Below are 24725 nucleotides of genomic sequence, written 5' to 3'. Positions count from 1 at the left end.
GATTAAAAAAACGAAGTAATTTATTCAGTAAAAACTAAGATGAATTTACAAAAACATAATGAGAATAAATTGAACAGCTAAAAAGCATATTATTTTTTTATCATCACTTGACTAGTAAAACGAAGCGGAGGAATTAAAAATGTATAAAATTAAAGGGCATCATCACATTTCAATGGTTACGAAAAATGCAAATGAAAATAATCACTTTTATAAAAATGTGCTTGGATTACGTCGTGTGAAAATGACAGTGAACCAAGATGATCCGTCAATGTACCATTTATTTTACGGAGATAAAACAGGAAGTCCGGGTACGGAATTATCATTTTTTGAAATTCCATTAGTAGGAAGAACATATCGCGGTACGAATGCGATTACTCGAATTGGATTACTCGTTCCTTCAGAGGAAAGCTTACATTACTGGAAAGAACGATTTGAGAAATTTGATGTGAAACATAGTGAAATGACAACATATGCAAATCGTCCTGCTTTACAATTTGAGGATGCTGAAGGTCTTCGCTTAGTACTACTCGTTTCAAACGGAGAAAAAGTAGAGCACTGGGAAACTTGGGAGAAATCAGAAGTTCCTGCAGAGCATCAAATTCAAGGAATGGGTTCTGTAGAAATGACCGTTCGTAGACTTGATAAAATAGCGAGTACACTTACAGAAATGTTTGGTTATACAGAGGTTAGCCGCAGCGAAGAGGAAGCAATTTTCCAGTCCATTAAAGGAGAGGCTTTTGGAGAAATCGTTGTGAAATATTTAGATGGTCCTACTGAAAAACCGGGCCGAGGCAGCATTCACCATTTAGCAATTCGCGTGAAAAACGATGCAGAGCTTGCCTATTGGGAAGAACAAGTGAAACAAAGAGGCTTCCATTCTTCAGGAATCATCGACCGTTTCTATTTTAAAAGCTTATATTTCCGCGAATCAAACGGAATCCTATTTGAAATTGCGACAGATGGCCCAGGATTTACAGTTGATGGAGATGTGGAACATTTAGGAGAAAAACTTGATTTACCACCGTTCTTAGAAGATCAGCGTGCAGAGATTGAAGCGAATTTAGCACCTATTGAAGAGAAGTAATAGAAGAAAATATACAACTTTAACAAATAAATGAAACACATTGGAGGAATATAAAATGAACCAATTAAAAGGAATTCACCACGTTACAGCGATTACAAGTAGTGCAGAAAAAAACTATGAGTTTTTCACTCACGTTTTAGGAATGCGTTTAGTTAAAAAAACAGTAAACCAAGATGACATTCAAACGTATCATTTATTCTTTGCAGATGATAAAGGTAGTGCAGGAACAGATATGACATTCTTTGACTTCCCAGGTATTCCAAAAGGAGTACACGGTACGAATGAAATTTCAAAAACTTCATTCCGAGTGCCAACTGATGCAGCGTTAGCATATTGGGTGAAACGTTTTGACCGTCTTGAAGTAGAACATACAGGAATTAAAGAGCAATTTGGTAAGAAAATTCTTTCTTTCGTTGACTTTGATGACCAACACTATCAATTAATCTCAGATGAACTTGATAAAGGGATTGAATCAGGTACACCATGGCAAAACGGACCAGTTCCATTAGAATATGCAATTACTGGTTTAGGGCCTGTATTCATCCGTATTGCAAACTTTAGTTTCTTCAAAGAAGTGTTAGAAAAAGTTTTATTATTTAAAGAGGTTGCGCAAGAAGGAGAATTCTATTTATTTGAAGTGAATAAAGGTGGAAACGGTGCTTCTGTCATTGTAGAACATAATACGGTTCTTCCAGAAGCACGACAAGGTTTTGGTACGGTTCACCATGCTGCATTCCGCGTAGAAGATCGCGCTGTATTAGAAGAATGGATTGAGAGAATCAGTAGCGTTGGACTTCCTTCATCTGGCTATGTAGACCGTCACTTCTTCGAATCATTATACGCAAGAGTTGCACCACAAATCTTATTTGAATTTGCAACAGACGGCCCAGGATTTATGGGAGATGAGCCATACGAAACACTTGGCGAAAAATTATCTTTACCTCCATTCCTAGAGCCAAAACGTGAAGAAATTGAAAAATTAGTTCGTCCAATTGATACAGTGAGAAGTACGAAGGAATTTATTAAAGAGTAAAAATAGAGATAGTAAGTAGGAGAGCAAGTAGTTTTAGCGGAGTGCTGGAACTACTTGCTTTTTTATTTATCCTAGTAAGTTTTCTGACAATTATTTCTCAAGTTATTAAAAAGGAAAACTTTGGTATAATTAATTAAAATATTAAATTTTCTGATAATTATTTTTCAATGCATAGAAAAGGAGTGGTAATATACAATTTTAATAATTGTATAAAAATCCTAATTTTGTAATTTTGGAGAAAAGGGGATGCGAGTGTATGGGAGCAGATGTAGTAACGCGGGAGCAAATGAAACATTCTTTAGATGATTGGTATCGTGTAATGTTGCAGCAAAATATAGAGAAGGCCACGGAAATGAAAGAGGAGATTGAAAGTAAGATTAGTGGGTTGGACGTGGATCAGGATGTATTGCTTTATCATGCGTTGTTGAATTTTAGATATCAAGTTTTGAGTGATTGGGTTTCCATTAAAGAAGGTCACTTTAATCAAGTAGAACCTTTTGAAGTTCCGCAAGAAGGTTTGCTAGCTTATTATTATCATTTGTTTAAAGCGCTTTATTTTAGAATGGTTGAAAATTATGAGGAAGCTAGTAAAGAATTTGAACAGGCAGAAAAATTATTAGAATATATTCAAAATCCTTGTGAAAAAGCAGAATTTAATTATCGTTTAGGTGAATTTTACTATCATACATACCAGGAAGTGAAAGCTATTCACCATATTCAAAAAGCGAAAGAAGAATTTATAAATCATCCTGAGTACCAAATTAATGTTGCATTATGTGAAAATATATATGGTTTATGTTGCGTGGAATTAAAGCAATTTGAATTAGCTGAAGAAAGTTTTAATATTGCTTTAGATGTATTCCAAAGATTAAATCATAAAAAGTACGTTCTGGTGATTAGAAACAATTTAGGTTGGTTATATGGTACTCAAAATCTATCTGATTTAGCCATTCGTCATGCTTCTGAAGTTGCTGAGAAATTACCTAAACATTATAAAGCGATTTTTACAGTGGCTGAAGAGTATTGGAAATTGGGTGAAATTGAGTTAGCGCAAAAATATATTGCGATGGGAATTGAAACATGTAACGAATTAAAAAATAAAGAATTTCAATATCGTTTTATGATATTGGAAGAATTGAATAAGGGCTCTAATGCAAATGAAATGGAGAAAATTGTATTAGAAAGCATTTCGTATTTTGAAAGTAAAAATCTGTTAGAATGTATAAAAGAATACAGTGAAAAATTAGCAATGCAATTTTATGAAGAAGGTAATCATATCAAAGCAAGTAAATATTTTTATATAAATAATAAAGCGAATAAAAAATATTTAGAAAAGGGAGCTTTGAAATAATGAAAAAACTTAGCAAATTAATAGCGGGATTAGCAATTTTGGGGGCTTTAGCCATAGGATTAAACAGCTCTACTGAATCTAATCAATACGCTAGTCGAGGAGATACGGGTGGAGCACCAGCAAGACCAGACTACGTTAACATTGGTGACACAGGCGGAGCACCCGCAGATAATAAAGGCGACGGCGGAGTAAGCCAACTATAATAACAAAGAAAGGGACTTCAACATGAAGTCCCTTTTTCTATTTTCAGGCCATGTAGAGAAAAGAATTGACTTACTTTAAATATGTAACTATAATAGTTACAGAATAACCATTAGTAATAGAAATGAGTTATATTTTTTTAGTTTAATTGTAACTGTATTAGTTACAATTAAAAAGAGAACATAAAACAACCAAAAAATGTAAAAACTTTAAATAGCAACTCAAGAAAGGAGACGGGAACTTTGAAACGGTTTAAGTTTTATTTGATTAGCGGTATTGTGCTTGTTTTGCTTATCGTATGTAACTTCGTTGATAAGCCGATTGCGAAGGTTGAAGAAGTGAAAGATACTGTTATGATGAAGCTGAATACGAAAGAGAGTATGGCGCAAATTGATGGGCAGACGATTTATTTTAAGCAAATTGGTGAGGGGAAACCTCCGTTACTCATGTTGCATGGGTTTGGTGGTTCTTCTGATGGGTTTAGTGATATTTATCCGGAACTAGTGCGAGATCATACGATTATTGCGGTTGATATTTTAGGGTTTGGGCGTTCTTCTAAGCCGGTTGATTTTCAGTATTCGTTTCCTGCGCAAGTGAATTTATATTATAAGTTAATGAAGAAGCTTGGATACGATCAGTTTGCGGTACTCGGCCATTCAATGGGCGGAGAGATGTCCCTTAATTTAGCGTATTTATATCCGGATGCAGTGACGCATCTCATCTTGGCGGATGCTACAGGGATAGAGTCTTTCCAGCAAAAAGAAAGTTATGAAGTACCACCGCTATCGACGGACTTACAAACTGTAACTGAGATTACGAAGTATAATAAAAATGAAGTAAAAAATAGTCGTGATGATAAAGAGCATTATGATCAGCTTACGAAAATGCGAGAGCGCCGCATTGCGATGGAAGCTGATAAAATTAAGGTACCGACTTTAATTATATGGGGACGACATGATAAGAGTGTTTCGTGGAAAAATGGTGAACTGTATCATGGGCTATTTGCAAATAGTACGTTTCATATTATTGAAAAAGGATACCACGCACCGTTTCGTCAAGAACCAATTGAGTTTATGGAATATGTACAAGCATTTTTCGCGAAGCATCCACAATAAAAATTTTAAGCATAAATCCAATTCTTTCCTCATAAAGTGAAACTAATAAGGCTTGTCTAAGGAAAGGAATGAAGTGATTTGGAAACTTTACCATGGTGGGTGTATCTTGTAATTGTTGGGATTGTACTAAGTGGCTACATGGTTTTATATACTTCGAAAAAAGAGCAAGATATGGATAATGAGTTTATCGAAAAAGAAGGCGAAGTATATATGAAGCGCTTAGAAGAAGAGCGTGAGAAACGTAATCAGGATAGTGATAAGGATTCTGTATTGCTTTAATAGAAATTTTGAAAGGTTACCACTTAGTAGAAATTATTGCCTAGGTGGTAGCTTTTTTCTTTTGAGGGAGCGGTATATGGTTCATCTACAATCTAGATAGTAGAAGATAAGGAAAGATACTATTTTTTCCTTAAGCTGAGAAGTTAACAATTTATTGTTAGCTTCTTTTCTTTGTGATTAAAATTTTCTTTTCGTTTAGTAAATTTCCTTTTAAAAACTACATAAATCCCTTTGACCAAATATGTAATTCTTTGTAAAATCTTATATATGGAAAGATTATGAATATACAGGGAATCTATGGATAGTAGATTTTAATAAATTATTCGGGGGGAATTTATTAGTTAAGTATATTAACTTGTTTGCACTACATTTTACAAATAAAGGGGTATTAGTAATCATGAAAGCAAAGAAATTAGTAAGTTTAGCGTTACCAGTTATGTTATTGAGTGGTTGTATTACAATTGAAACTGATGGTAAGAAAGCTGAACCAAAGAAAGAAGAAACGCAAAAGGTAGAGAAAGAGAATAAGACTTCTGAAAAAGAGAGTAAGTCAACTGATGGCAAGAAAGAGGATAGCTTATCTGTAGCGAAAGGTGAAGGTACAAACAGTAGTTCATCAAGTAGTCAACCAAGTTCTTCTTCAAATAATTCAACTTCTTCTAGTTCTTCAACTGGTAAGGTAACTGGTTCAGATGTTGAAAGGTACAAGGCAGATATCATAAATAGTGCTACTCAAATTGAAAATACAATGAAATTAATTGAAGGAATAGCAGATTCAGACGTAAAATCATACAAACAAAAGAAAAGTGAAGTACAACTGAGTTTAGGTGGAGCAAAGGCAACTGCTACAAAGCTGAAGAATCTACAAGCGCCTCCAGAGTTACAGGGAGAACAGGCGAAGATAAAGCAGTCGATGGAACTATATGCGGATTGTTTTCAACTTCTCTTTGATGCATTAGATCAGGAAGACGAAAGTAAAATGCATCAATCAGTAAGTAAAGCACAAGAAGGTTCGAAACTGTTTGAAGAGGCAGCGAAGAGTATCGGTAGTAAAACCAACTAAAAATAAAGTATTTAAAGGGGTATTTGTAAGTGCAGTTGGTGTAAGTGAAGAGTTAGGAATTAGTTATGGAAACACATTACAAATTTATCAAATGGACGATAATGTTCGTATTCGATATGTAAAACAATAAATAATTGGTGAAAAACTCTGTAATAAATTTTACAGGGTTTTTTGTTAGTTCTAGTTTATTTTTTTGTCTTCCTAAGCGCTAAGCATACTAGTATAAGTTGAGAAATGAACAAAACGATAATGATAGGCAGATGATGTAACTCCATAGTAACTGTAACCATCCAAAGCCCAATTCATACACTATGATGGAGGCTTTTTACTTACTAATTGGATGAAAAAGGAGTGTAATCATGAAGAAACGTACTGTTAATGAAGCGGGAGGGAATGTGCCACAACCAATCCGCAGCGACGGAGCAGGTACGATTGATTCTGGACCTCGTAATGTTATGCGGGATATTCAAAATCCGAATATGCTTGTTCCGCCTATAACGGATGCAGGATTAGTTCCTAACTTGAAGTTTTCATTCTCGGACACTTCTATGATTTTGAAACAAGGCGGGTGGTCTCGGGAGATTACTGTTCGAGAACTACCGGTTTCGACGACGATTGCGGGAGTAAATATGAGTTTAACGGCCGGTGGAGTACGAGAACTACATTGGCATAAAGAAGCGGAATGGGCGTATATGCTTTTAGGACGGGCACGCATAACGGCTGTTGATCAAAATGGACGGAATTTTATTGCTGATGTTGGACCAGGTGATCTTTGGTATTTTCCGCCTGGTATTCCGCATTCCATTCAAGGATTGGAACATTGTGAATTTCTACTCGTTTTCGATGATGGGCATTTTTCTGATTTATCTACTTTAGCTATTTCTGATTGGTTTGCGCATACGCCAAAAGAAGTGTTGTCGGCTAATTTCGGAGTACCTGAGAGTGCTTTTCGTTCTATCCCTTCAGATCAAGTTTATATTTATCAAGGAGAGGTGCCAGGTTCGCTTGAAAGTCAGGAAATTCAATCACCGAAAGGAGAAGTTCCTTTAACATTTAAACATGAATTGTTAAAACAAAAGCCGATTAAGACGCCTGGTGGTAGCGTTCGAATTGTAGATTCTACAAATTTCCCTATTTCCAAAACAATCGCAGCAGCGCTCGTTGAGGTTGAGCCTGGCGGAATGAGAGAACTTCATTGGCACCCGAATAATGATGAATGGCAATATTATTTGACAGGGGAAGCGAGAATGACTGTGTTTCTTGGAAATGGTACCGCTCGTACATTTGATTATAGAGCTGGCGATGTCGGATATGTACCGTTTGCGACGGGGCATTATATTCAAAATACAGGTACCGAAACATTATGGTTTTTAGAGATGTTCAGAAGTAATCGTTTTGAAGATGTATCGTTAAATCAATGGATGGCACTGACTCCTAAAGAAATAGTGGAGAGTAATATACATGTTGGCCCGCAAGTAATGGATTCCCTGCGTAAGGAGAAGAGGCCTGTTGTGAAATATCCGGGGTTTTCATATAGTCCGAAAAATGATGAGTAAAAATGAAAATTTGCGTTATTCTTTCTGGAGACTGATAAGAAGGGATGGCGTATTTTTTATGCCTAATCTAGTCTTTATCCCGCTATTTGCCGGGCAGTAAGACCCCACCTCAAAATTCAGCGGAAGCAAAGAAGTTAGGTGGGGGGCGGGCTGTCCGTAAAAGCCCGATTGGTGAGGGTTGATTAAAGTTTCACTTTATTAGTATCCGTTCCTTGTATTATTGTTCGGGAAATTATTATTGGAGCATAGTATAGGGAAGATACATATAAAAGAGCGCCATTATAAGCTGTAACGCATAAGTTGCGCAGGAAATGCAACGATAACTAGCTTTACTCTTCATCATTTATTTGAACATAATGGGCATAGAGAGGTGATAAACACAGTATGATTTTTAGTGAGCGTTTAAAAGAAGAAAGGGAAAAAAGAAATTGGTCGCAAAATGATTTGGCTGAAAAAATTCATGTGAGCAGGCAATCTGTTTCGAAATGGGAGACGGGAAAGAACTATCTGAGCATTGAAATTATTATTCATTTAAGTGATCTGTTCGGTATTACAATTGATGAACTGCTAAGGGGTGATGAAGAATTGACGCAGAAAGTAATTGAAGATAGTAAGCAATTGGCGTATCCAAAATGGAAGGTGTTTTTTGATAGTCTATTTATGATAGGAGTATTTTTGTTTATTGCAAAAATCGTTGTATGGATGCTAAATAAGTTTGCTGGAGCAAGTATTACAATTGTAGCAGATGCGCCATATGTAATGAATCTTTTGCCCCTTGCATTCATGATTATAGGTGGTATGGGATCGGATAAGTTGAAGAAAATATATAGATAGAGGAAAGATTTGAAAGAAATCCCCTACACTAGCTGTTCTTTTCACTTAAATTGTGTACTATAAAGGATAGGATGACATAAAGAAGGGGATATAGAGAATGGAATTTCATGAACAGAAGATTTTGCCGGCAGTGAGGCAAATTAAAGATTTGGAAAAGCTATTACATAGTTCGTATGAATATATTGTTATTTTAGATATTCATGTCGGTCAATTAAAGAGTGTTATATCACTTGCGAAGCAATATTGTAAAAAGGTATTTTTACATGTGGATTTAATTCATGGTTTGCAGAGTGATGGGCATGCGACGGAATATTTATGTCAGGAGTTTAGACCGTACGGGTTACTTTCAACAAAGGCGAGCGTTATTATGAAGGCGAAGCAAAAAGGTGTTGTGGCAATACAACGCATCTTTTTAATCGATTCGAGTGCGATGGAGAAGAGCTGCAATCTTTTAGATAAGACGAAACCGGATTATATTGAGGTACTTCCTGGAGCAATGACGGATATTATCGCTGAAGTGAAAGAGCGTACTGGTGTACCGATTTTAGCGGGTGGTTTTATTCGTACTGTAGAAGATGTGGAAAGAGCTTTAAACGCTGGTGCGACAGCAATTACGACATCAAAACGCGAACTATGGAAACATTACCAAAAAAAGTGACGAAAATGTGAATTTTTTCGTTGACACCGCTTTCATTTACGGTTAACATTATAGACAAGTTAATAAACGTGACGGAGAAAAGTAGAGATCCACATTTCATTGTTTCTATATAAATTTATATAGAAGCGTGCAAGCTGTGGGTCTTTTTCTTTTGACAAAAACGAATGGCCATTCATTTTACCTCTATCACATTTGGAAGCGTTTAAATTGATTGTGGAGGGATACTATGTCAGCATTTTTAGGAGAGTTAATAGGGACTGCGTTGTTAATCGTACTTGGTGGCGGCGTTTGTGCTGGTGTAAGTTTAAAGAAGTCGTTTGCGAAAGATTCTGGTTGGATTGTAATTACAATGGGCTGGGGCTTAGCGGTAGCGGTTGCAGCATATGCGGTTGGATCAATTAGTGGGGCACATTTGAATCCAGCTTTAACAATAGGATTAGCATTTAAGGGAGCGTTCCCATGGAGTGATGTACCAGGTTATATCGCAGCACAAATGATTGGGGCAATTATCGGGGCAGTTATCGTATATTTACATTACTTACCACACTGGAAAGAAACAGAAGATCCAGGAACAAAGTTAGGTGTATTTGCAACAGGTCCAGCAATTCCGAACACATTTGCAAACCTTTTAAGTGAAATGATTGGAACATTCGTTTTAGTATTTGGTATATTAGCAATTGGTGCAAATAAATTTGCAGATGGATTAAATCCATTTATCGTAGGTTTCTTAATTGTAAGTATTGGTTTATCATTAGGTGGGACAACAGGATACGCAATTAACCCAGCGCGTGATTTAGGTCCGCGTATCGCACACTTCTTCCTTCCGATTGCAGGAAAAGGCGGTTCAAACTGGAAGTATGCATGGATTCCAGTAGTTGGTCCAATTTTAGGTGGATCACTTGCAGGTTTATTCCATCAAGTTGTATTTGAAGGAAAGCAAAATTCAGCACTTATTTATGTGATTATCGCAACTGTGATTGTACTAGCAATCTCTTATATGACAAGTAAAAAAAGCGGAAGCAATACAAATAGTAGAAAAGTAGCATAAGGGGGAAACCGATATGAAAAAATATATTCTTTCATTAGACCAAGGAACAACAAGCTCACGCGCAATTCTTTTCAATAAAAAAGGTGAAATTGTTCATTCAGCTCAAAAAGAGTTTACACAACATTTTCCAAAGCCGGGCTGGGTAGAGCATAATGCACAAGAAATTTGGGGATCTATTTTAGCAGTTATCGCAACTTGCTTAAGCGAAGCAGATGTAAAACCGGAACAAATCGCAGGTATCGGTATTACGAACCAACGTGAAACAACGGTTGTCTGGGATAAAACAACTAGTAAACCAATTTACAACGCAATCGTATGGCAATCTCGCCAAACAGCTGAAATTTGTGATGAGTTAAAAGAAAAAGGTTATAGCGAAATGGTTCGCGAAAAAACAGGTCTTTTAATTGATGCATACTTCTCTGGTACGAAAGTAAAATGGATTTTAGATAATGTTGAAGGTGCAAGAGAAAAAGCAGAAAACGGCGATCTATTATTCGGAACAATTGATTCGTGGCTTGTATGGAAACTATCTGGTGGTAAAGCACACGTAACAGATTACTCAAACGCATCACGTACGTTAATGTTTAACATTCACGACTTACAGTGGGATGATGAGCTTCTAGAAATGTTAACAGTACCAAAGAGCATGCTTCCAGAAGTACGTCCATCATCTGAAATTTACGGAGAAACAATTGATTACCACTTCTTCGGCCAAAATGTACCGATTGCAGGTGTAGCTGGTGACCAACAAGCAGCATTATTTGGACAAGCTTGTTTCGGTGAAGGTATGGCGAAAAATACTTACGGAACTGGTTGCTTCATGTTAATGAACACAGGTGAAAAAGCAGTAGCTTCTGAGCATGGTCTATTAACAACAATTGCATGGGGAATAGATGGTAAAGTAAACTACGCATTAGAAGGAAGTATTTTCGTAGCAGGTTCTGCAATTCAGTGGTTACGTGACGGAATGCGCATGTTTAAAGATGCAAGTGAGAGTGAAGTGTATGCGAGTCGCGTTGAATCAACTGATGGTGTATACGTTGTACCAGCATTCGTTGGACTAGGAACACCTTATTGGGATAGTGAAGTACGCGGCGCTATGTTTGGTGTAACACGCGGTACGACGAAAGAGCACTTCATTCGTGCAACGCTAGAATCTTTAGCTTACCAAACGAAAGATGTATTATGCGCAATGGAAGCAGATTCAGGTATTGAACTGAAAACATTACGCGTTGATGGCGGAGCAGTTAAAAATAACTTCTTAATGAAGTTCCAAAGTGATATTTTAGATGTTCCTGTAGAGCGTCCAGTGATCAACGAAACAACGGCTCTAGGTGCAGCATACTTAGCTGGTCTTGCGGTTGGATATTGGAAAAACCAAGATGAAATTAAAGAACAGTGGCATATGGACAAACGCTTTGAACCAACGATGGAAGCGAAAACAAGTGAAGAGCTATATGCTGGATGGAAAAAAGCAATTGAAGCAACAAAAGCTTTCAAATAATCATAAACAGTGTTATAATGGTGACAAGTTAATAATTCGGTAGGAGATTTGGAGAGACCACAACGCGCTATAGAGGCGAAATCTATAGCGGAGTTTGTGGTCTCTTTTTTCGTTATCAAAGGGAGGAATTACCATGAAATTTTCAAGTAAACAACGTAAAGACGTATTAAACGGAGTAAATAAACAAGAGTTAGATGTGATCGTAATTGGTGGAGGTATTACTGGTTCTGGTATTGCATTAGATGGAGCAACACGCGGGTTATCAACAATTGTTTTTGAAATGCAGGACTTTGCAGCAGGTACATCAAGTCGTTCAACGAAGCTTGTACACGGTGGTCTACGTTATTTAAAACAACTTGAAGTGAAAATGGTAGCAGAGGTGGGTAAAGAGCGTGCGATTGTATATGAGAACGGTCCCCATGTAACAACACCAGAGTGGATGTTACTTCCGTTCCATACAGGCGGTACGTTCGGATCATTTAGTACATCAATTGGTCTTCGTGTATACGACTTCTTAGCAGGTGTAAAACGAAGCGAGCGCAGAAAGATGTTTAACCGTGAAGAAACATTAAACAAAGAGCCTCTTGTAAAAAAAGAAGGATTAAAAGGCGGCGGTTACTACGTAGAATATCGTACAGATGATGCGCGTCTTACAATTGAAGTAATGAAAGAAGCAATTGAGCATGGCGCAAAAGCTGTTAACTACGCAAAAGTAGACAGTTTCTTATATAAAGATGGAAAAGTATGCGGTGTACGTGTAATCGATTTACTAGACGGAGAAGTATACGAAGTTTACGGTAAGAAAATTGTAAACGCAGCTGGCCCTTGGGTAGATACACTTCGTGAAAAAGATAACTCGAAAAAAGGAAAAGTACTTCAGTTATCAAAAGGTGTTCACTTAGTAATTGACCAAAAACGTTTCCCATTAGGTCAAGCGATTTACTTCGATACACCAGATAAACGTATGGTGTTCGCGATTCCTCGCGGCGGGAAAACTTATGTAGGTACAACAGATACGTTCTATGATAAAGACGCAGCTGTACCACAAATGACAACAGAAGATCGCACATACATCATTAATGCGATTAACTACATGTTCCCAAGCGTGAAAATTACAGAGAAAGACATTGAATCAAGCTGGGCTGGTGTACGTCCGTTAATTTATGAAGAAGGTAAGAGTGCATCTGAAATTTCTCGTAAAGATGAAATTTGGACTTCTGAATCTGGTTTAATTACAATCGCAGGTGGTAAATTAACAGGATACCGCAAAATGGCTGAAATGGTAGTAGACTACGTAACGAACTTACTACAAAAAGAAGGTCATAGCGCATATCCGAAGAGCGACACGAAACATATGCCAATCTCTGGTGGACATGTAGATGGTTCACACGGATTCCCAGCATTCGTTGCGAAAAAAGCTGGCGAAGGTACGAAATATGGTTTAACAACAGCACAAGCAGAAGAATTCGCGAAATTCTACGGCTCTAACGTTGACGTACTATTTGACTTAGCGAAAAAACATAAAGACGAAGCGAAAGAATACAACATGCCGCTTGACGTTCTAATCCCTCTTGTATACGCAATGGATTACGAAATGACAGCAAAACCAGTTGACTTCTTCGTACGCCGCAGAGGCGCTGTATTCTTCAATATCCACTGGGTATACGAGTGGAAAGAAGCAGTAATCAACTACATGGCTGCGAAACTAGGCTGGAGCAAAGAAGAGCAAATGAAATACACAGCAGAATTAGAAAAAGCATTAACAGATGCTGTAATTCCTGTAGATCAACAAGAGCAAGCAGCTGCGTTAGCGTAAAAAAAAGAACCACCTGAAGGGGAGCCTTTAGGTGGTTCTTTTTTTTATGGAATATTCTTCTAACTATATTGCATAACGACATATGTTGTTATACGATGTATATAAGGTGGTGGTATTGTTGGACAAAGAAATCTTGAAGGGAAGTATAGATATTTTATTACTTTCTATCATTGCAAAACGTGATACATATGGATATGAAATAGCTCAAAGTTTAAAGGATGCAAGTGAAGATTTGTATAGTATGGGGCAGGGAACTTTGTATCCTGCTTTAAAGAGATTAGAGAAAAAGGAGTTTCTTGAATCTTATTGGAATGAATCTGAGAATGGGATGAAAAGGAAATTCTATACTATTACAGATAAAGGGAAAAAAGAATTGCAGAAGAAAGTGAATTCTTGGGAGAGTGTAACAGCATTAATTCAAGCTTGTCAGAAAGGAGTTATTTATGAGTGAATTTGATGAGTATATTAAGTCTATTTTAGCCTATTCAGAACTTAGTGATATTGAACAGGATGAGTTATTTCTAGAAATGTATGATCACTTGAACAGCTTGAAAGAAGAATATATGGAACAAGGTATGAATGAAAAAGAAGCGATTTATAAAGCGATTCAAAGTTTTGGAGAATCAAAAGTTATTGGCGTAGAGATTAATAAATCGGTATACGAAGTTCCTAGACCATTAAAGGTATTATCAAAAATTTTATGTATTCCTTATATAATCATTTGTTTTATTGTCTTTTTAGGAACGTTTATTTCAACTTCTACATTTGACTCTGTTCGCAGTTTGACAGGTGGGACTGTCTATCATCCCATTGAATTTTGGCAGCAATTTTTACATATATCTGATTTAGAAACGTTATTACAACTTTTTGGAATAACACTTTGGCAAGTTAAAGATTTTATTGCACATCCAGGTCCTTGGGGAAACTCAACTTATTGGTTAAGTGTTTTACAACATATAATATTAGTAGTTCCATTCGGATTTTTCGTTCCAGTGCTGATTAATAAAGTGACTAACTATAAGAAAGCTCGTAAGTGGTATGTTATGACCTTTCTTGTTTGGGAGATATTACATTTACTAACTTTGTCTGATGTTTTTGATGTGTGGCGGATTGCTATAAATATGCTCGGTGCGTCGGTAGGATATCTTTTATTTATAAGCATGATACAAATAGATAATAAATTTAGGATAATGCGCAAGAAGATATTTGAAAATTAGCTTGCTATTCTGTAGTTTAAATTATACAAATTTAGTTTGATGGTAATAGAGTATTGCTGAAAACATAGGTGCTATATAGTGAGAGGATTTTTTATATTCGTAATAGGTGTTGTTCCTTGTTTACTCATACTGTTATGAAGCGGGTACATAATCCGTCTTTATTGGTGCTATAAATGATGAGAGCGGCACAGCTGAACTTGAAAAAGTCTAGCTGCGTTAGCGTAAAATAGAGAACCACCTGAAGGGGAGCCCTTTAGGTGGTTTTTCTCTTGACTAAAAATAAATAAAATGTGTTACAATGATGATAGAGTATGTAGTGTGAATTTTGCATAAAATAAAAAAGACAGAAGCCTGAGAAACTTCTGCCTTGTGTAACCTAACTTGCTATTGTGGTGGTAGTAGGTGCGGTTATAAGACAATTACATTAACGTTTTAGCCGAGAACCGCCCTTACCTTTTCCACGAAGCAGGGTGGTTCTCGCTTTTTTGTATACAGAAATTAGCCACGGACCGACGTATCTTCTACCGATGACAACGCCAGCTCCGGTTAGGATACCATACACTAATTTAATTATAAACATCGCGATTATATTATCACCTCCCCCCTTTTTCAAAATGGAAGAGATGATTGCCACACCTACTAGTTATAGCTTATTAAGTTACATTTTAATTGTATTATGTTTTAAAATAGGGAACAAGATATATGGATAAAAATTCCTGTTTTTAAGCAGAGCATTAGTGTCAGGGGAAAAGAAGTAAATAAATATTCATAAAAAAACGGTATGGACATTACCATCCGTATTTTTTTATGTATTTATAAAACTTTTTCATACAGTGCGTCGTCTAATATATGGGAAGGAGGAAATGATGTGGATGAATTAACGGTAGAAGCGTTTGAAATAGAAGATAAGGAACTCCTTATCGATGAAATTATGAACAAGTATGGACAAGAAGTCCTGCAGCTTGTGTATTCATATGTAAACAATAAAGAGATTGCTGAGGATGTAACGCAAGATATATTTGTGAAATGCTATAAATCTCTGCATACATATAAAGGGAAGTCGAATGTGAAAACGTGGTTATGGAGAATTGCGATTAATCAATGTAAGGACTATATAAAAAGTTGGTATAACAACAAGGTGATCGTGACAGAGGATGAAGCTGCTTATATGGGGGTTCAAAATGGTAGTGTCGAACAAACTGTCATTCAAAATGCGGAGGACCGTGAACTGGCTTCTGCAGTAATGAATTTACCGATAAAATATCGAGAAGTCATTTATCTATTTTATTATGAAGAGTTATCAATTAAAGAGATTGCTATAGTAATAGACGTAAAGGAAAATACGATAAAAACGAGACTGAAAAAAGCGAAGGAGCTTTTGAAGAAAGGATTGGAGGAATAATCAAATGGAAGATCAATTAAAAGGCCTGCGAAAATCAATGGAGAATACAACGTTTAAACATTTGAGTTTTTCTGATCAACATCGAAAGCAGGTGCGCGAAAAAATCAATGCTTCAAACGAGAAGGAAGAGGACATCTCTTTAGCGATTTTACAACTCCTCAGTAATGAAAAAACAGGGTACGAATTGTCACAGCTACTACGAGGGAGAGGGATTCGGAAATTCGAAGGAAATGAAGGATTTTTATATACCGTATTACATCGTCTGGAACAGAACCGTTTGATCCAATCTAGCTGGGATCATGCAGGAGCGAAATATTATCAATTAAACGATAAAGGAAGAAAGATGCTGCGAAAGGCAGAAAAAAATGCTACGAAGGTACAATTTATATTAAAAGGCTTAGTACAGGAGTGAGGAGAAATTGAATAAAAAAGGGGAGCGTTTTGTAAGCGAAGTTACGAATTATATTAAATCAAAAGAAGCGAAAGATTTTGTAGCAACGGAACTAGATTTTCACCTAAAACAGGCGAAGAACACATGGATAGAAAAAGGTTTGAGCGAGGAAGTCGCTGAAAATAAAGCGGTGGAACAAATGGGAAGTCCGATTAAACTAGGGCAAGAACTTAATAAACTTCATAAGCCAAAGGTGGATTGGTTTTTACTTATTTTATTAGTAGCTGCTATGGGATTAGGTTTTTTACCAATAATCGCTTTTGGGCATACGGATGATTTACTAATGAACAAAGTAATTTTTGTAATTCTTGGGATTGCAACAGCCATTGGGATGATGTTGCTTGATTACCGGAAGCTAGAGAGGTTTGGATGGCTGTTTTATACAATTGGAATACTTATCTTGTTAGCTATAAAATGTTTTCCGACTGGTTACGTGATTGGGGAAGCGATAATAAAAATTGGCCCCATCAAAATTGACTGTTTAATGACGATACCATTCTTTTTTCTAGCCTGGGCTTCTTTTTTCAATAATAGTAGGTTAAAGTTTATACATCTTCTCATGTTGTACGTATTTTCTTTATATTTATTTTCAACTATATCAATTCTTTTACCCATTTTCATCTACATTATGATGGTATTTGTTATGCTTTGGTGGAGTAAGTTAGGAAAGAAAACGGCATGGCTCATTACGATTTTACCTATTGTACCATTGATTATTAGGGATCTACTTTCCTGGTCTGCTGTAAAAGAATACCGTATGGCCAGAATTTTAGGAATGTTAAACCCAGAGCATGATCTATGGTATTTACGTTTAAAAGAGGCGATGTCTTCAGCAGGTTGGTTTGGTACATATGAAAATATAAAGTCTATCCGTGCTGTCCATACTGATTTTGTATTTGTAAGTTTGACTTACTATTATGGATATGTACTTGCGCTAGTTCTTGTCGTGATTCTTTCTCTTTTTGCAGTAAGAATAATGAACATAGCTTATAAAATAAATGATGGTTATGGTAAATTGCTTCTCGTTGGCGGAGTAACTCTTTTTGTAATCCATTTTATTTGTAACGTTGGCATGACCCTCGGGATATTACCACGTGTTTCTATATCATTACCCTTTATTAGTTACGGCTTGATACCAACTCTGTTTCATGCATTTATAATGGGGATTGTGCTGAGTGTATATCGACGTAAAGATATTCCTTTTAGAATGAGAAAAACACCTTGATGATTATCAAGGTGTTTTCATTATAAGCTCAAAACTCTCCGAATCAGCCCCAAGCACAAAAGGACTAACCTCGCCAACGCTATAAAGTTGCAACTCATGCATCGCCCGCGTACAAGCAGTGTAGAACAATCTACGTACGCTCTCATCACTGTACACAGCTTTAGAAGCATTGTAAATAATAACAGCGTCAAATTCAATCCCCTTCGCTAAATAAGCAGGAATAACGACGATGCCTTGTTCATACTCGGCTGAGTTACTTTTCACAAGTTTAATATTCTCGATATGATTAAGTGCTTCGTAGGCAGCGGCGCTTTCAGCTGCAGATTTACATATAATTGCGATCGTATTGTGCTGCTCTTTTTGTAGTTCAGCAACTTTGGCAGTAATACGTTCGTGCAGTTCGTTGACATTCGATACTTTCGTCACTTTAGGTTTCTCACCGTCACGTTCAAAGGCGTGAATGTTCTTGCCCTCCGGGACGAGAGTGCGTGTAAATTTAATAATTGGTTTTGTTGAGCGATAGCTACGAGTTAAGTTGATGCCATTCGTTTCGTCTGGTCCGTATAAGCTAGTAAGTGTGTTGAAATTCACTGCTTCACTCGCATGAGCAAATATCGCTTGGTTAAAGTCTCCGAGTACAGTCATTCTTGCAGCAGGGAAGAGACGTTTTAAAAACTCGAACTGAAACGGCGAATAATCTTGCGCTTCGTCTACGAGTACGTGTTTAATCGACCTGTTCGTTTGGAAGCCTTCAATTAATTCTTTTAAAAGTAAGAATGGAGTCGCATCCTCGTAATATAGTTTTCCTTCATCAAGCATGTTTACTGTTAAGGAGCAAATGTCATCCCACTCTTTCGGTTTTTTCTCAGTAACCCATGATGCATCTGTGAAAAGTTGTTTATATATGCCTGTGAAATTGATAAAGCGTAATGTTTGAACGCCTTTACGCAGTGGCTTCAATTTTTTACGGACAATCATACGTCCAAGTACTCTCGTTTCTTTTTCAAAATCATTAAAGGAGTTGTCGTCAAACTCGCCTTTTTTCTGTAAATATTTATAAGCTTTTTGGTATTCATCTTTACTAAGTAATTCAATTTCTTCTTCTACCCAAGGCTTTTTCAGTTCTGCTTTTTCAAGTGCATCTATTTGCTTGTTTAGCCAATCCGTTAACTTCTCAATTCGACTATGGAAGCGGAGGGAGGAGTCGGTATTGTAAAATTGTTCTGTAATTTCTTTCGCAGAAACAATCAGTTTTCCTCTAAATTTCATTCCTCTAAATAGCATGCCTGAAGATTCAAGAGATTGTCTGTACGCTCTAATCATCTCGAAAAATTGAGTAGATGCCTTAAATCGAATGCTCGCATTTCTCGTTTTATAGGTAGGATTATTCGTTTCAGTTAACATATATTCTAATTGTTCATAAGGATCTTCAACGTCAAATGACTTACTCAGTCTATGGTTTAAATATTCTTGGAAAGTCACTTGCTGCATATTTTCTTCGCCGAGTTCAGGTAGTACGTTAGAAACGTAGCTGTTGAACATAGAGTTAGGGGAGAAGAGAATAATTTGATCTGCTTTTAACCATTCGCGATATTTATATAGTAAGTAGGCGATTCGTTGCAGGGCAGCTGACGTTTTACCACTACCAGCAGCTCCTTGCACGATAAGGAGTCGGCCTTCATCGTGACGAATAATTTCATTTTGCTCGCGCTGAATTGTAGCAACGATGCTCTGCATATGTTTATTCGTACCTTTTCCGAGCGCTTGCTGCAAGATTTCATCACCAATTGTAAGGCTCGTATCGAACATAGAATCAATCTCGCCATTTTGAATAATGTATTGTAATTTTTTCTCCACATTACCGTGGATTACGCCGCCTGGTGTACTGTATTCAGCCGGTCCTGGTGGATAATCGTAGTACACACTCGAAATAGGTGCGCGCCAGTCATATATAAGGAAGTTTTCTCCGCTTGCATCAGTAAGTGTAGCGACGCCGATATAAATTTGATCCGCGGCAGATTCTCCTTCTTCTTTGAAATCAATTCGTCCGAAATAAGGTGCTTTATGCATGCGTCTTAATGCGGCAAGTCGATTAAAGGTGTGCTTATGGGTAATTTGTGTGACAGCTAGTGACTGAGCTTGTTGTCTCAAGTTGATAACTGTTTCAAGATAATCATCAAAAGTATCCGTGTTCACTTTCACATCATCCCAAAAGTGTTTACGAATATTGATTACTTCTGCTCGGCGTCTGCCAGTTTCATTTTCCAGTTTATCAATTTGCTCCGTAATTGTCTCGATTACGGTATCCAATCTTTTTTGCTCTAGATCAAGTTTTTTGTTCATACGGTAAGCACTCCTTTAAAAGTGAAAAATAGAGGTTGACTGAAGATGTGTTTTGGTGTAAAATTAAGATACGGATAAATACGTTCCTTTTATTTTGTAAAACGTGTTTCTGTTCTAATTTAACATAGTTTTTTCATTTAATCAATCATAATAAGATAAACCTTGGTTCTACGTGGCGTGGATCAAGGTTTTTTTGTGTTTGAAGAGGAGTCACGCTTGTTGTCGTTTTTTGTCGGTAAGTCGATATATTTCGGAAATCGCTGATATAATTGGAGTTGCGCCGATATATTTTGAAAATCGCCGATATAATTGGAGTTGCGGTCGATATATTTGAAAAATCACTGATATAATTTCATTTACCGAATCTAGATTAACTACCGGGAGAAGAGGGGATAAAAAAAGCTCGGGCCTAAGCCCAAGCTTTTTACTTCATTATTTCTTTTCGTCTTTTTTATCGTCAGCTTTTTGCTCTTTGAAAAGATCTTTTAAATCTTTATCGTCAACTTTTACGTCAGCTTTTTTGATTTCTTTCATCATAAGATCGTTCATAAATTGAGCATCTTGTGTTTTTTCTTGAACTAGTGCTTTTTTAATATCAGCTTTTGCTTTATCGAAAGTTGCATCTGCGTGATTATCAGTTACTTTAATAATATGGTAACCAAATTGTGTTTTTACAGGTTCGCTTACTTCACCTTTTTTCAACTTTTGAGCTGCTTCTTCAAATTCTTTTACCATTTTTCCTGGTCCGAAGAATCCTAAGTCGCCACCTTTTTCTTTTGAGCCTGTATCTTCAGAGTATTGTTTTGCTAATTCTTCGAAAGATTTACCTTGAGCAAGTTCATCTTTCACCTTTTTAGCAGTTTCTTCATCTTTTACAAGGATATGACTTGCTTTAATTTCTTTTTTATAATCCTCGAATTTTGCTTTTACATCTTTATCAGTAATCGATTGTTCAACCGCTTTTTCTTGAGCTAATTGAGCACGCACACTATTTTTAATAGTTTCTTCTTTAATACCTTGTTGTTTCATTAGTGTATCGAATTGATCACCGTATTGTTTTTTCATTTCATCGAACTTTTTGTCTACATCTTTGTCTTCAACTTTGTAGTTTTTAATAAGTACTTTTTCCATAACCATGTTATTTAGTGTTTGTTTACCAGTTTGTGAATTTTTCATTTGTTCGTAGAATTCTTCTTTTGTAATGTCACCAGCTTTAGATGTAACAATTTTGTCTGATGATGATGTTCCACATGCTGATAATGCGATTACACTTGTTGCGGCTAAGGCAAGCATAGCTTTCTTCATTCGATAAACACTCCTACTATTATGTATTTTTAATTTATCCTACACCGATGAATTTTCATTCATAAGAGCCCGATTAAGTCTCACTGATACTTTTGCTTTTTTATATTGGTAAAGCGCGCTTAACAGGGCTTACCGTGGCTGAGGATAAAGTTTTGATGAATGTTTTGTTCTATAGTATAAGCAATATGTACAAAATTTAATATATCATATTTCGACGCATTTTCATATTGATAAAGAAAAATTAACCAGTACGTGTCAGATTTTGAAAGTGTGCCATATTGGGCGTATGCCGCATATACAGAATAGAGGAGGGGATGGGGATGAATTCTCAACTTATTTTATTACTTGTACTGTTTATTTTATTGGTTATTGTAGGTATAATTTGCTTATAGAGGAAAAAAGTGAGGAAGGGGCTTTCCTTCCTCACTTTCCATGAAATATAATTTCTATATAACTAGAAATTAATAAAATTGTTATACATACATTAATAACCCGAAAGACACCGGGCTGGCGGCTCGCAGCTATTTGTTTTCGTTCACACAGTGTATGTGTCATGAAATTCGTGTAAAATATAACAAGAAGTGCGAATGCGACAAAAACAACTGTTATAAGTGTCATGAGGCGAGACCTCCTTTTGGCTAAAATACATATACATATATTGTATCACACGATATTTTGTTCGTGTTACAAAATTCAGAAATAGAAGACTTTGTGTTAGAAAGTGAGGGAGAAAATGGACGTTGTTAGAAGATTAGAACAAGCTGAATACTATGTAGACTTATTATTTAAAATGATTGATGAAGAGAAGTGTCCATTTTATTCTTTGATCATAAAGAAAAAAGCTCGTAAAAAAGATATTGAACGTATACTAAATCTTTGTGAAAAACTGAACGATCAATATGTAGTGGAGAAAGCAGAAGGGCTTCTTTTGTTCGATGCGCTGTTAGATCAATTTGAAAAAGCGCTTCCACATCAGCTCGAAGTACACGAAACTGCGGAAGCGCTAGCAAAACAAGGTTTATTTAAGCCGCTTATGAATGAATTCTTAAGCATGATTGCGAAAAAATAAATAGATTATTTCTTAACTAACTTTTGATCGGATTCTGTAAAGTTCTCTTCAATATCTTCTAATGATTTCTCAAAAATATCGATAAAGTCTTGTCCGTAAATGTTACGCAGGATTGCAATCAGTTCGATATTTTCTGGGAACTTCCCATAAAAATTACGAAGTGCAAGAGCCCCATTAAACACTGAATTATTTTCAGGATCATACTCTTCCATTAAGCGAAGTAGTAATTCTTCCCCTTTGTCTGTAATTTCAATGTACGTATTTCGTTTATCATCTTCCTTTTTCGAGAATACAAGATAGCCGCGTTCTTCCAGCTTTTTCGAGAAGTTAAACGCTGTTGATACGTGCATAACTCCAAACTTAGCAATCTCAGAAATAGAAGCCCCTTTTAAATGATAAGCGATTGTTAAAATATGATGTTCATTAATATTTAAATCGTAAGGTTTAATCCACTGCTGCCAATCTTTCTCTACACATTTCCATAACGCTTTCGATAATTGAGCAATGCGTTGGCTGAAAATCATCGCTTCTTTTACCGAGTAATCTTTTTCTCCACTTTTCATTTACTCACCCACTTTAACATTCTTTTTTCATTACTATCTATTATGCCAGTAAAATAAAAATTAATAAAGTCTTTTTGTGAGAATTGTGAAAATTTTTCGGAAAAATGACATTCTATACAAATCATGCATAACTATGGAAGCGTTTTATGAGTCGTGAATACATACGTTGTCCTTACATGTTAAGTGATAACATATATTGTAAATGCATAAAAACACGGCATATCTATATGATATGCCGTGTCAAGGTCAATTTATATAAAAAATATTTGTTATATGCAAAAAACTAAGCAGGAATTTGTTTACGCTTTTTCTGGAACAGCTTCTTGTAGTTTCTCAATTGACTTTTGGATGTCCAAAATTTCTTTCTCAATATGGCGCTTGTTTTGAGAAATATCTTGCTTCCAGTTAGAAAGCGTGTCTTGCATGTCATCTTTTAATTCTTGAAACACTTCTTTACCTTCTGAAGCAGTTTCAATAATTTGACGCTTTAATAATTTCGTATCAGCTGTAATATCAGCTAAAGTCTTTTTAATATCATTTCCTTTTTCTTTTAACTTGTCGCGCATGTCTTTACCAGAAGAAGGAGTTGAGAAAAGAACAGCTAGTCCAGCAACTGCTCCGCCGCAAATAACACCTGTAATAAAGGATTTAGCTTTTGACATAAAAGGAGACCTCCTTATTTTTTGTTCGTATTCATGATGGGAAAAATATGCATATCTTTCTTATATGTGCTATGCACAAACAATCATCCCTGAGCATTTTAAGTAAAGAAACAAGCCATGCGGAATTTGATGACTTCAGGGAACTGGCTTGTTATGTATTACGCCTTCTTATAGTGTCATTATTTCACACTATTTGCAATTGTACTTGCGATGTTTTGTAAATTTTCCATAGTGTATTCATTTTGGTGTGATTTCCAAACAGCACCGAAACCATCTTTTTCACCGTAGCGTGGAATTAAATGAAGGTGGAAGTGGAACACAGTTTGTCCAGCTTTTTCACCGTTATTGTTAAGTAGGTTAAAGCCAATTGGATTAAACTCTGCTTTAATCGCATTTGCGATTTTTGGAACGACAGAAAAAATGTGTGATGCGATTTCTGGCGTTAACGCAAAAATGTCTTGTTTGTGAACTTTTGGAATAACAAGAGTATGTCCTTTTGTTACTTGACTAATATCTAAAAATGCAAGCACATGTTCATCTTCGTATACTTTTGAGCAAGGGATTTGCCCGTCAATGATTTTACAAAAAATACAATTGTCTGCTGTATGATTCATTGATCTCATCCTTTCAAATATCCTTAGCCGTATTTTACCATAATTATATAAGAGAACAAACACGAAAAACAGGAAGCTGACTCAGCTTCCTGTTTTCTGAAGAGGGATTGAAAAAGCATTATCGTAATTTACGTTTCGCAGACACCTCATTTATTTAAGAAATGCACGGTAAATCGGCTAAAGTTTCTGCCGTAGACACCCCATTTTCAAGTGAAATGAATTGCAATCTTTTTTAAAATGAAATTGTTTATTTTTTAAAACAGTATATGCTCTTTCAGAGACACCCCGTTTCGAAAATGAAACAAATAATCTGGTTATGTGTAAATTTCATT

Annotated in this window: 27 protein-coding genes; 20 read left to right on the top strand and 7 right to left on the bottom strand. The window is 36.2% G+C overall.

What is annotated here, in order from left to right; genetic code table 11:
* The first annotated feature begins 139 nt into the window (after window positions 1-139).
* The 16 genes from ACS2CR_RS08105 (at window position 140) to ACS2CR_RS08030 (ending at window position 14759) form a co-directional block, all read left to right on the top strand.
* Window positions 140-1084, top strand: coding sequence for a ring-cleaving dioxygenase (locus tag ACS2CR_RS08105; RefSeq protein ID WP_053513538.1), 945 nt, complete (start codon window positions 140-142; stop codon window positions 1082-1084).
* A gap of 55 nt (window positions 1085-1139) precedes the next feature.
* The gene (locus ACS2CR_RS08100) at window positions 1140-2117 is read left to right on the top strand and encodes a ring-cleaving dioxygenase (RefSeq protein WP_053513540.1); all 978 of its coding nucleotides are present in this window, start codon (window positions 1140-1142) and stop codon (window positions 2115-2117) included.
* A gap of 256 nt (window positions 2118-2373) precedes the next feature.
* The gene (locus ACS2CR_RS08095) at window positions 2374-3468 is read left to right on the top strand and encodes a tetratricopeptide repeat protein (RefSeq protein WP_053513542.1); all 1095 of its coding nucleotides are present in this window, start codon (window positions 2374-2376) and stop codon (window positions 3466-3468) included.
* A complete protein-coding gene (locus tag ACS2CR_RS08090; protein WP_053513543.1) occupies window positions 3468-3671 on the top strand; it encodes a Phr family secreted Rap phosphatase inhibitor in 204 nt (67 codons plus the stop codon). Before ACS2CR_RS08095 ends, ACS2CR_RS08090 begins: the two co-directional genes overlap by 1 nt.
* 240 nt (window positions 3672-3911) lie before the next feature.
* A complete protein-coding gene (locus tag ACS2CR_RS08085; protein WP_000819468.1) occupies window positions 3912-4784 on the top strand; it encodes an alpha/beta fold hydrolase in 873 nt (290 codons plus the stop codon).
* 78 nt (window positions 4785-4862) lie between these two features.
* Window positions 4863-5063: a sporulation YhaL family protein gene (locus ACS2CR_RS08080; protein ID WP_000449223.1), complete on the top strand. Its 201-nt coding sequence runs from the start codon at window positions 4863-4865 to the stop codon at window positions 5061-5063.
* 397 nt (window positions 5064-5460) lie between these two features.
* Window positions 5461-6126 carry a DUF7018 domain-containing (lipo)protein gene (locus ACS2CR_RS08075; RefSeq protein WP_000644831.1) on the top strand — a complete coding sequence of 222 codons (666 nt, stop codon included), beginning with the start codon at window positions 5461-5463 and terminating at the stop codon, window positions 6124-6126.
* On the top strand, window positions 6086-6256 hold the full coding sequence (locus tag ACS2CR_RS08070) for a hypothetical protein (RefSeq protein WP_002100810.1): 171 nt from the start codon (window positions 6086-6088) through the stop codon (window positions 6254-6256). Before ACS2CR_RS08075 ends, ACS2CR_RS08070 begins: the two co-directional genes overlap by 41 nt.
* Window positions 6257-6485: 229 nt before the next feature.
* On the top strand, window positions 6486-7682 hold the full coding sequence (locus tag ACS2CR_RS08065; protein ID WP_000747521.1) for an oxalate decarboxylase family bicupin: 1197 nt from the start codon (window positions 6486-6488) through the stop codon (window positions 7680-7682).
* A 384-nt stretch (window positions 7683-8066) separates the two neighbouring features.
* Complete coding sequence (locus ACS2CR_RS08060) at window positions 8067-8516, top strand: helix-turn-helix domain-containing protein (protein ID WP_000577638.1); 450 nt, start codon at window positions 8067-8069, stop codon at window positions 8514-8516.
* Window positions 8517-8613: 97 nt separating this feature from the next.
* Window positions 8614-9174, top strand: coding sequence for a glycerol uptake operon antiterminator GlpP (gene glpP, locus ACS2CR_RS08055; RefSeq protein ID WP_000394286.1), 561 nt, complete (start codon window positions 8614-8616; stop codon window positions 9172-9174).
* 226 nt (window positions 9175-9400) lie between these two features.
* On the top strand, window positions 9401-10222 hold the full coding sequence (gene glpF, locus ACS2CR_RS08050; RefSeq protein ID WP_001272195.1) for a glycerol uptake facilitator protein GlpF: 822 nt from the start codon (window positions 9401-9403) through the stop codon (window positions 10220-10222).
* 13 nt (window positions 10223-10235) lie between these two features.
* Window positions 10236-11726, top strand: coding sequence for a glycerol kinase GlpK (gene glpK, locus ACS2CR_RS08045; protein WP_000760011.1), 1491 nt, complete (start codon window positions 10236-10238; stop codon window positions 11724-11726).
* 133 nt (window positions 11727-11859) lie between these two features.
* Complete coding sequence (glpD, locus tag ACS2CR_RS08040; RefSeq protein ID WP_000672831.1) at window positions 11860-13542, top strand: aerobic glycerol-3-phosphate dehydrogenase; 1683 nt, start codon at window positions 11860-11862, stop codon at window positions 13540-13542.
* Between the two features lie 118 nt (window positions 13543-13660).
* The gene (locus ACS2CR_RS08035; RefSeq protein WP_000356630.1) at window positions 13661-13993 is read left to right on the top strand and encodes a PadR family transcriptional regulator; all 333 of its coding nucleotides are present in this window, start codon (window positions 13661-13663) and stop codon (window positions 13991-13993) included.
* Window positions 13986-14759, top strand: a complete 774-nt coding sequence (locus ACS2CR_RS08030; protein WP_001288383.1) for a VanZ family protein — start codon at window positions 13986-13988, stop codon at window positions 14757-14759. Before ACS2CR_RS08035 ends, ACS2CR_RS08030 begins: the two co-directional genes overlap by 8 nt.
* A 424-nt stretch (window positions 14760-15183) precedes the next feature.
* On the opposite strand, the gene ACS2CR_RS08025 is transcribed toward ACS2CR_RS08030, so the two are convergent.
* On the bottom strand, window positions 15184-15339 hold the full coding sequence (locus tag ACS2CR_RS08025) for a hypothetical protein (RefSeq protein ID WP_000469930.1): 156 nt from the start codon (window positions 15337-15339) through the stop codon (window positions 15184-15186).
* Window positions 15340-15627: 288 nt separating this feature from the next.
* Between ACS2CR_RS08025 and ACS2CR_RS08020 the strand changes: the two genes are divergently transcribed.
* The 3 genes from ACS2CR_RS08020 to ACS2CR_RS08010 are packed head-to-tail and all read left to right on the top strand — an operon-like array spanning window position 15628 to window position 17837.
* On the top strand, window positions 15628-16161 hold the full coding sequence (locus ACS2CR_RS08020) for a sigma-70 family RNA polymerase sigma factor (protein ID WP_016109447.1): 534 nt from the start codon (window positions 15628-15630) through the stop codon (window positions 16159-16161).
* Between the two features lie 4 nt (window positions 16162-16165).
* Window positions 16166-16573: a PadR family transcriptional regulator gene (locus tag ACS2CR_RS08015; RefSeq protein WP_000390089.1), complete on the top strand. Its 408-nt coding sequence runs from the start codon at window positions 16166-16168 to the stop codon at window positions 16571-16573.
* A 7-nt stretch (window positions 16574-16580) separates the two neighbouring features.
* Window positions 16581-17837, top strand: a complete 1257-nt coding sequence (locus ACS2CR_RS08010; protein WP_053513545.1) for an FtsW/RodA/SpoVE family cell cycle protein — start codon at window positions 16581-16583, stop codon at window positions 17835-17837.
* Between the two features lie 6 nt (window positions 17838-17843).
* Here the strand turns inward: ACS2CR_RS08010 and helD are convergent, their stop codons facing one another.
* From helD to ACS2CR_RS07995, 3 genes are all read right to left on the bottom strand, one after another.
* On the bottom strand, window positions 17844-20180 hold the full coding sequence (helD, locus tag ACS2CR_RS08005; protein ID WP_053513547.1) for an RNA polymerase recycling motor HelD: 2337 nt from the start codon (window positions 20178-20180) through the stop codon (window positions 17844-17846).
* A 432-nt stretch (window positions 20181-20612) separates the two neighbouring features.
* Window positions 20613-21485, bottom strand: a complete 873-nt coding sequence (prsA, locus tag ACS2CR_RS08000) for a peptidylprolyl isomerase PrsA (RefSeq protein ID WP_053513549.1) — start codon at window positions 21483-21485, stop codon at window positions 20613-20615.
* A gap of 423 nt (window positions 21486-21908) precedes the next feature.
* Window positions 21909-22103, bottom strand: a complete 195-nt coding sequence (locus ACS2CR_RS07995) for a hypothetical protein (RefSeq protein ID WP_000172690.1) — start codon at window positions 22101-22103, stop codon at window positions 21909-21911.
* Window positions 22104-22218: 115 nt separating this feature from the next.
* On the opposite strand from ACS2CR_RS07995, the gene ACS2CR_RS07990 reads away from it, so the two are divergent.
* On the top strand, window positions 22219-22554 hold the full coding sequence (locus tag ACS2CR_RS07990; protein WP_000383653.1) for a YhaI family protein: 336 nt from the start codon (window positions 22219-22221) through the stop codon (window positions 22552-22554).
* Between the two features lie 5 nt (window positions 22555-22559).
* On the opposite strand, the gene ACS2CR_RS07985 is transcribed toward ACS2CR_RS07990, so the two are convergent.
* The 3 genes from ACS2CR_RS07985 to ACS2CR_RS07975 form a co-directional block, all read right to left on the bottom strand.
* A complete protein-coding gene (locus tag ACS2CR_RS07985) occupies window positions 22560-23117 on the bottom strand; it encodes an HTH-type transcriptional regulator Hpr (protein WP_000834924.1) in 558 nt (185 codons plus the stop codon).
* Between the two features lie 299 nt (window positions 23118-23416).
* Window positions 23417-23779, bottom strand: a complete 363-nt coding sequence (locus ACS2CR_RS07980) for a YtxH domain-containing protein (protein ID WP_053513551.1) — start codon at window positions 23777-23779, stop codon at window positions 23417-23419.
* A gap of 179 nt (window positions 23780-23958) precedes the next feature.
* Entirely contained in the window at window positions 23959-24393 is a 435-nt protein-coding gene (locus tag ACS2CR_RS07975) for an HIT family protein (protein ID WP_001016834.1), read from the bottom strand.
* Window positions 24394-24725 lie beyond the last annotated feature (332 nt).

This window comes from Bacillus cereus group sp. BceL291 (assembly GCF_051776705.1).
Taxonomy (GTDB): Bacteria; Bacillota; Bacilli; order Bacillales; family Bacillaceae_G; genus Bacillus_A; species Bacillus_A cereus.
Note: the sequence above shows the minus strand (reverse complement) of the source record. Positions and strands in the feature narration are given on the sequence as shown.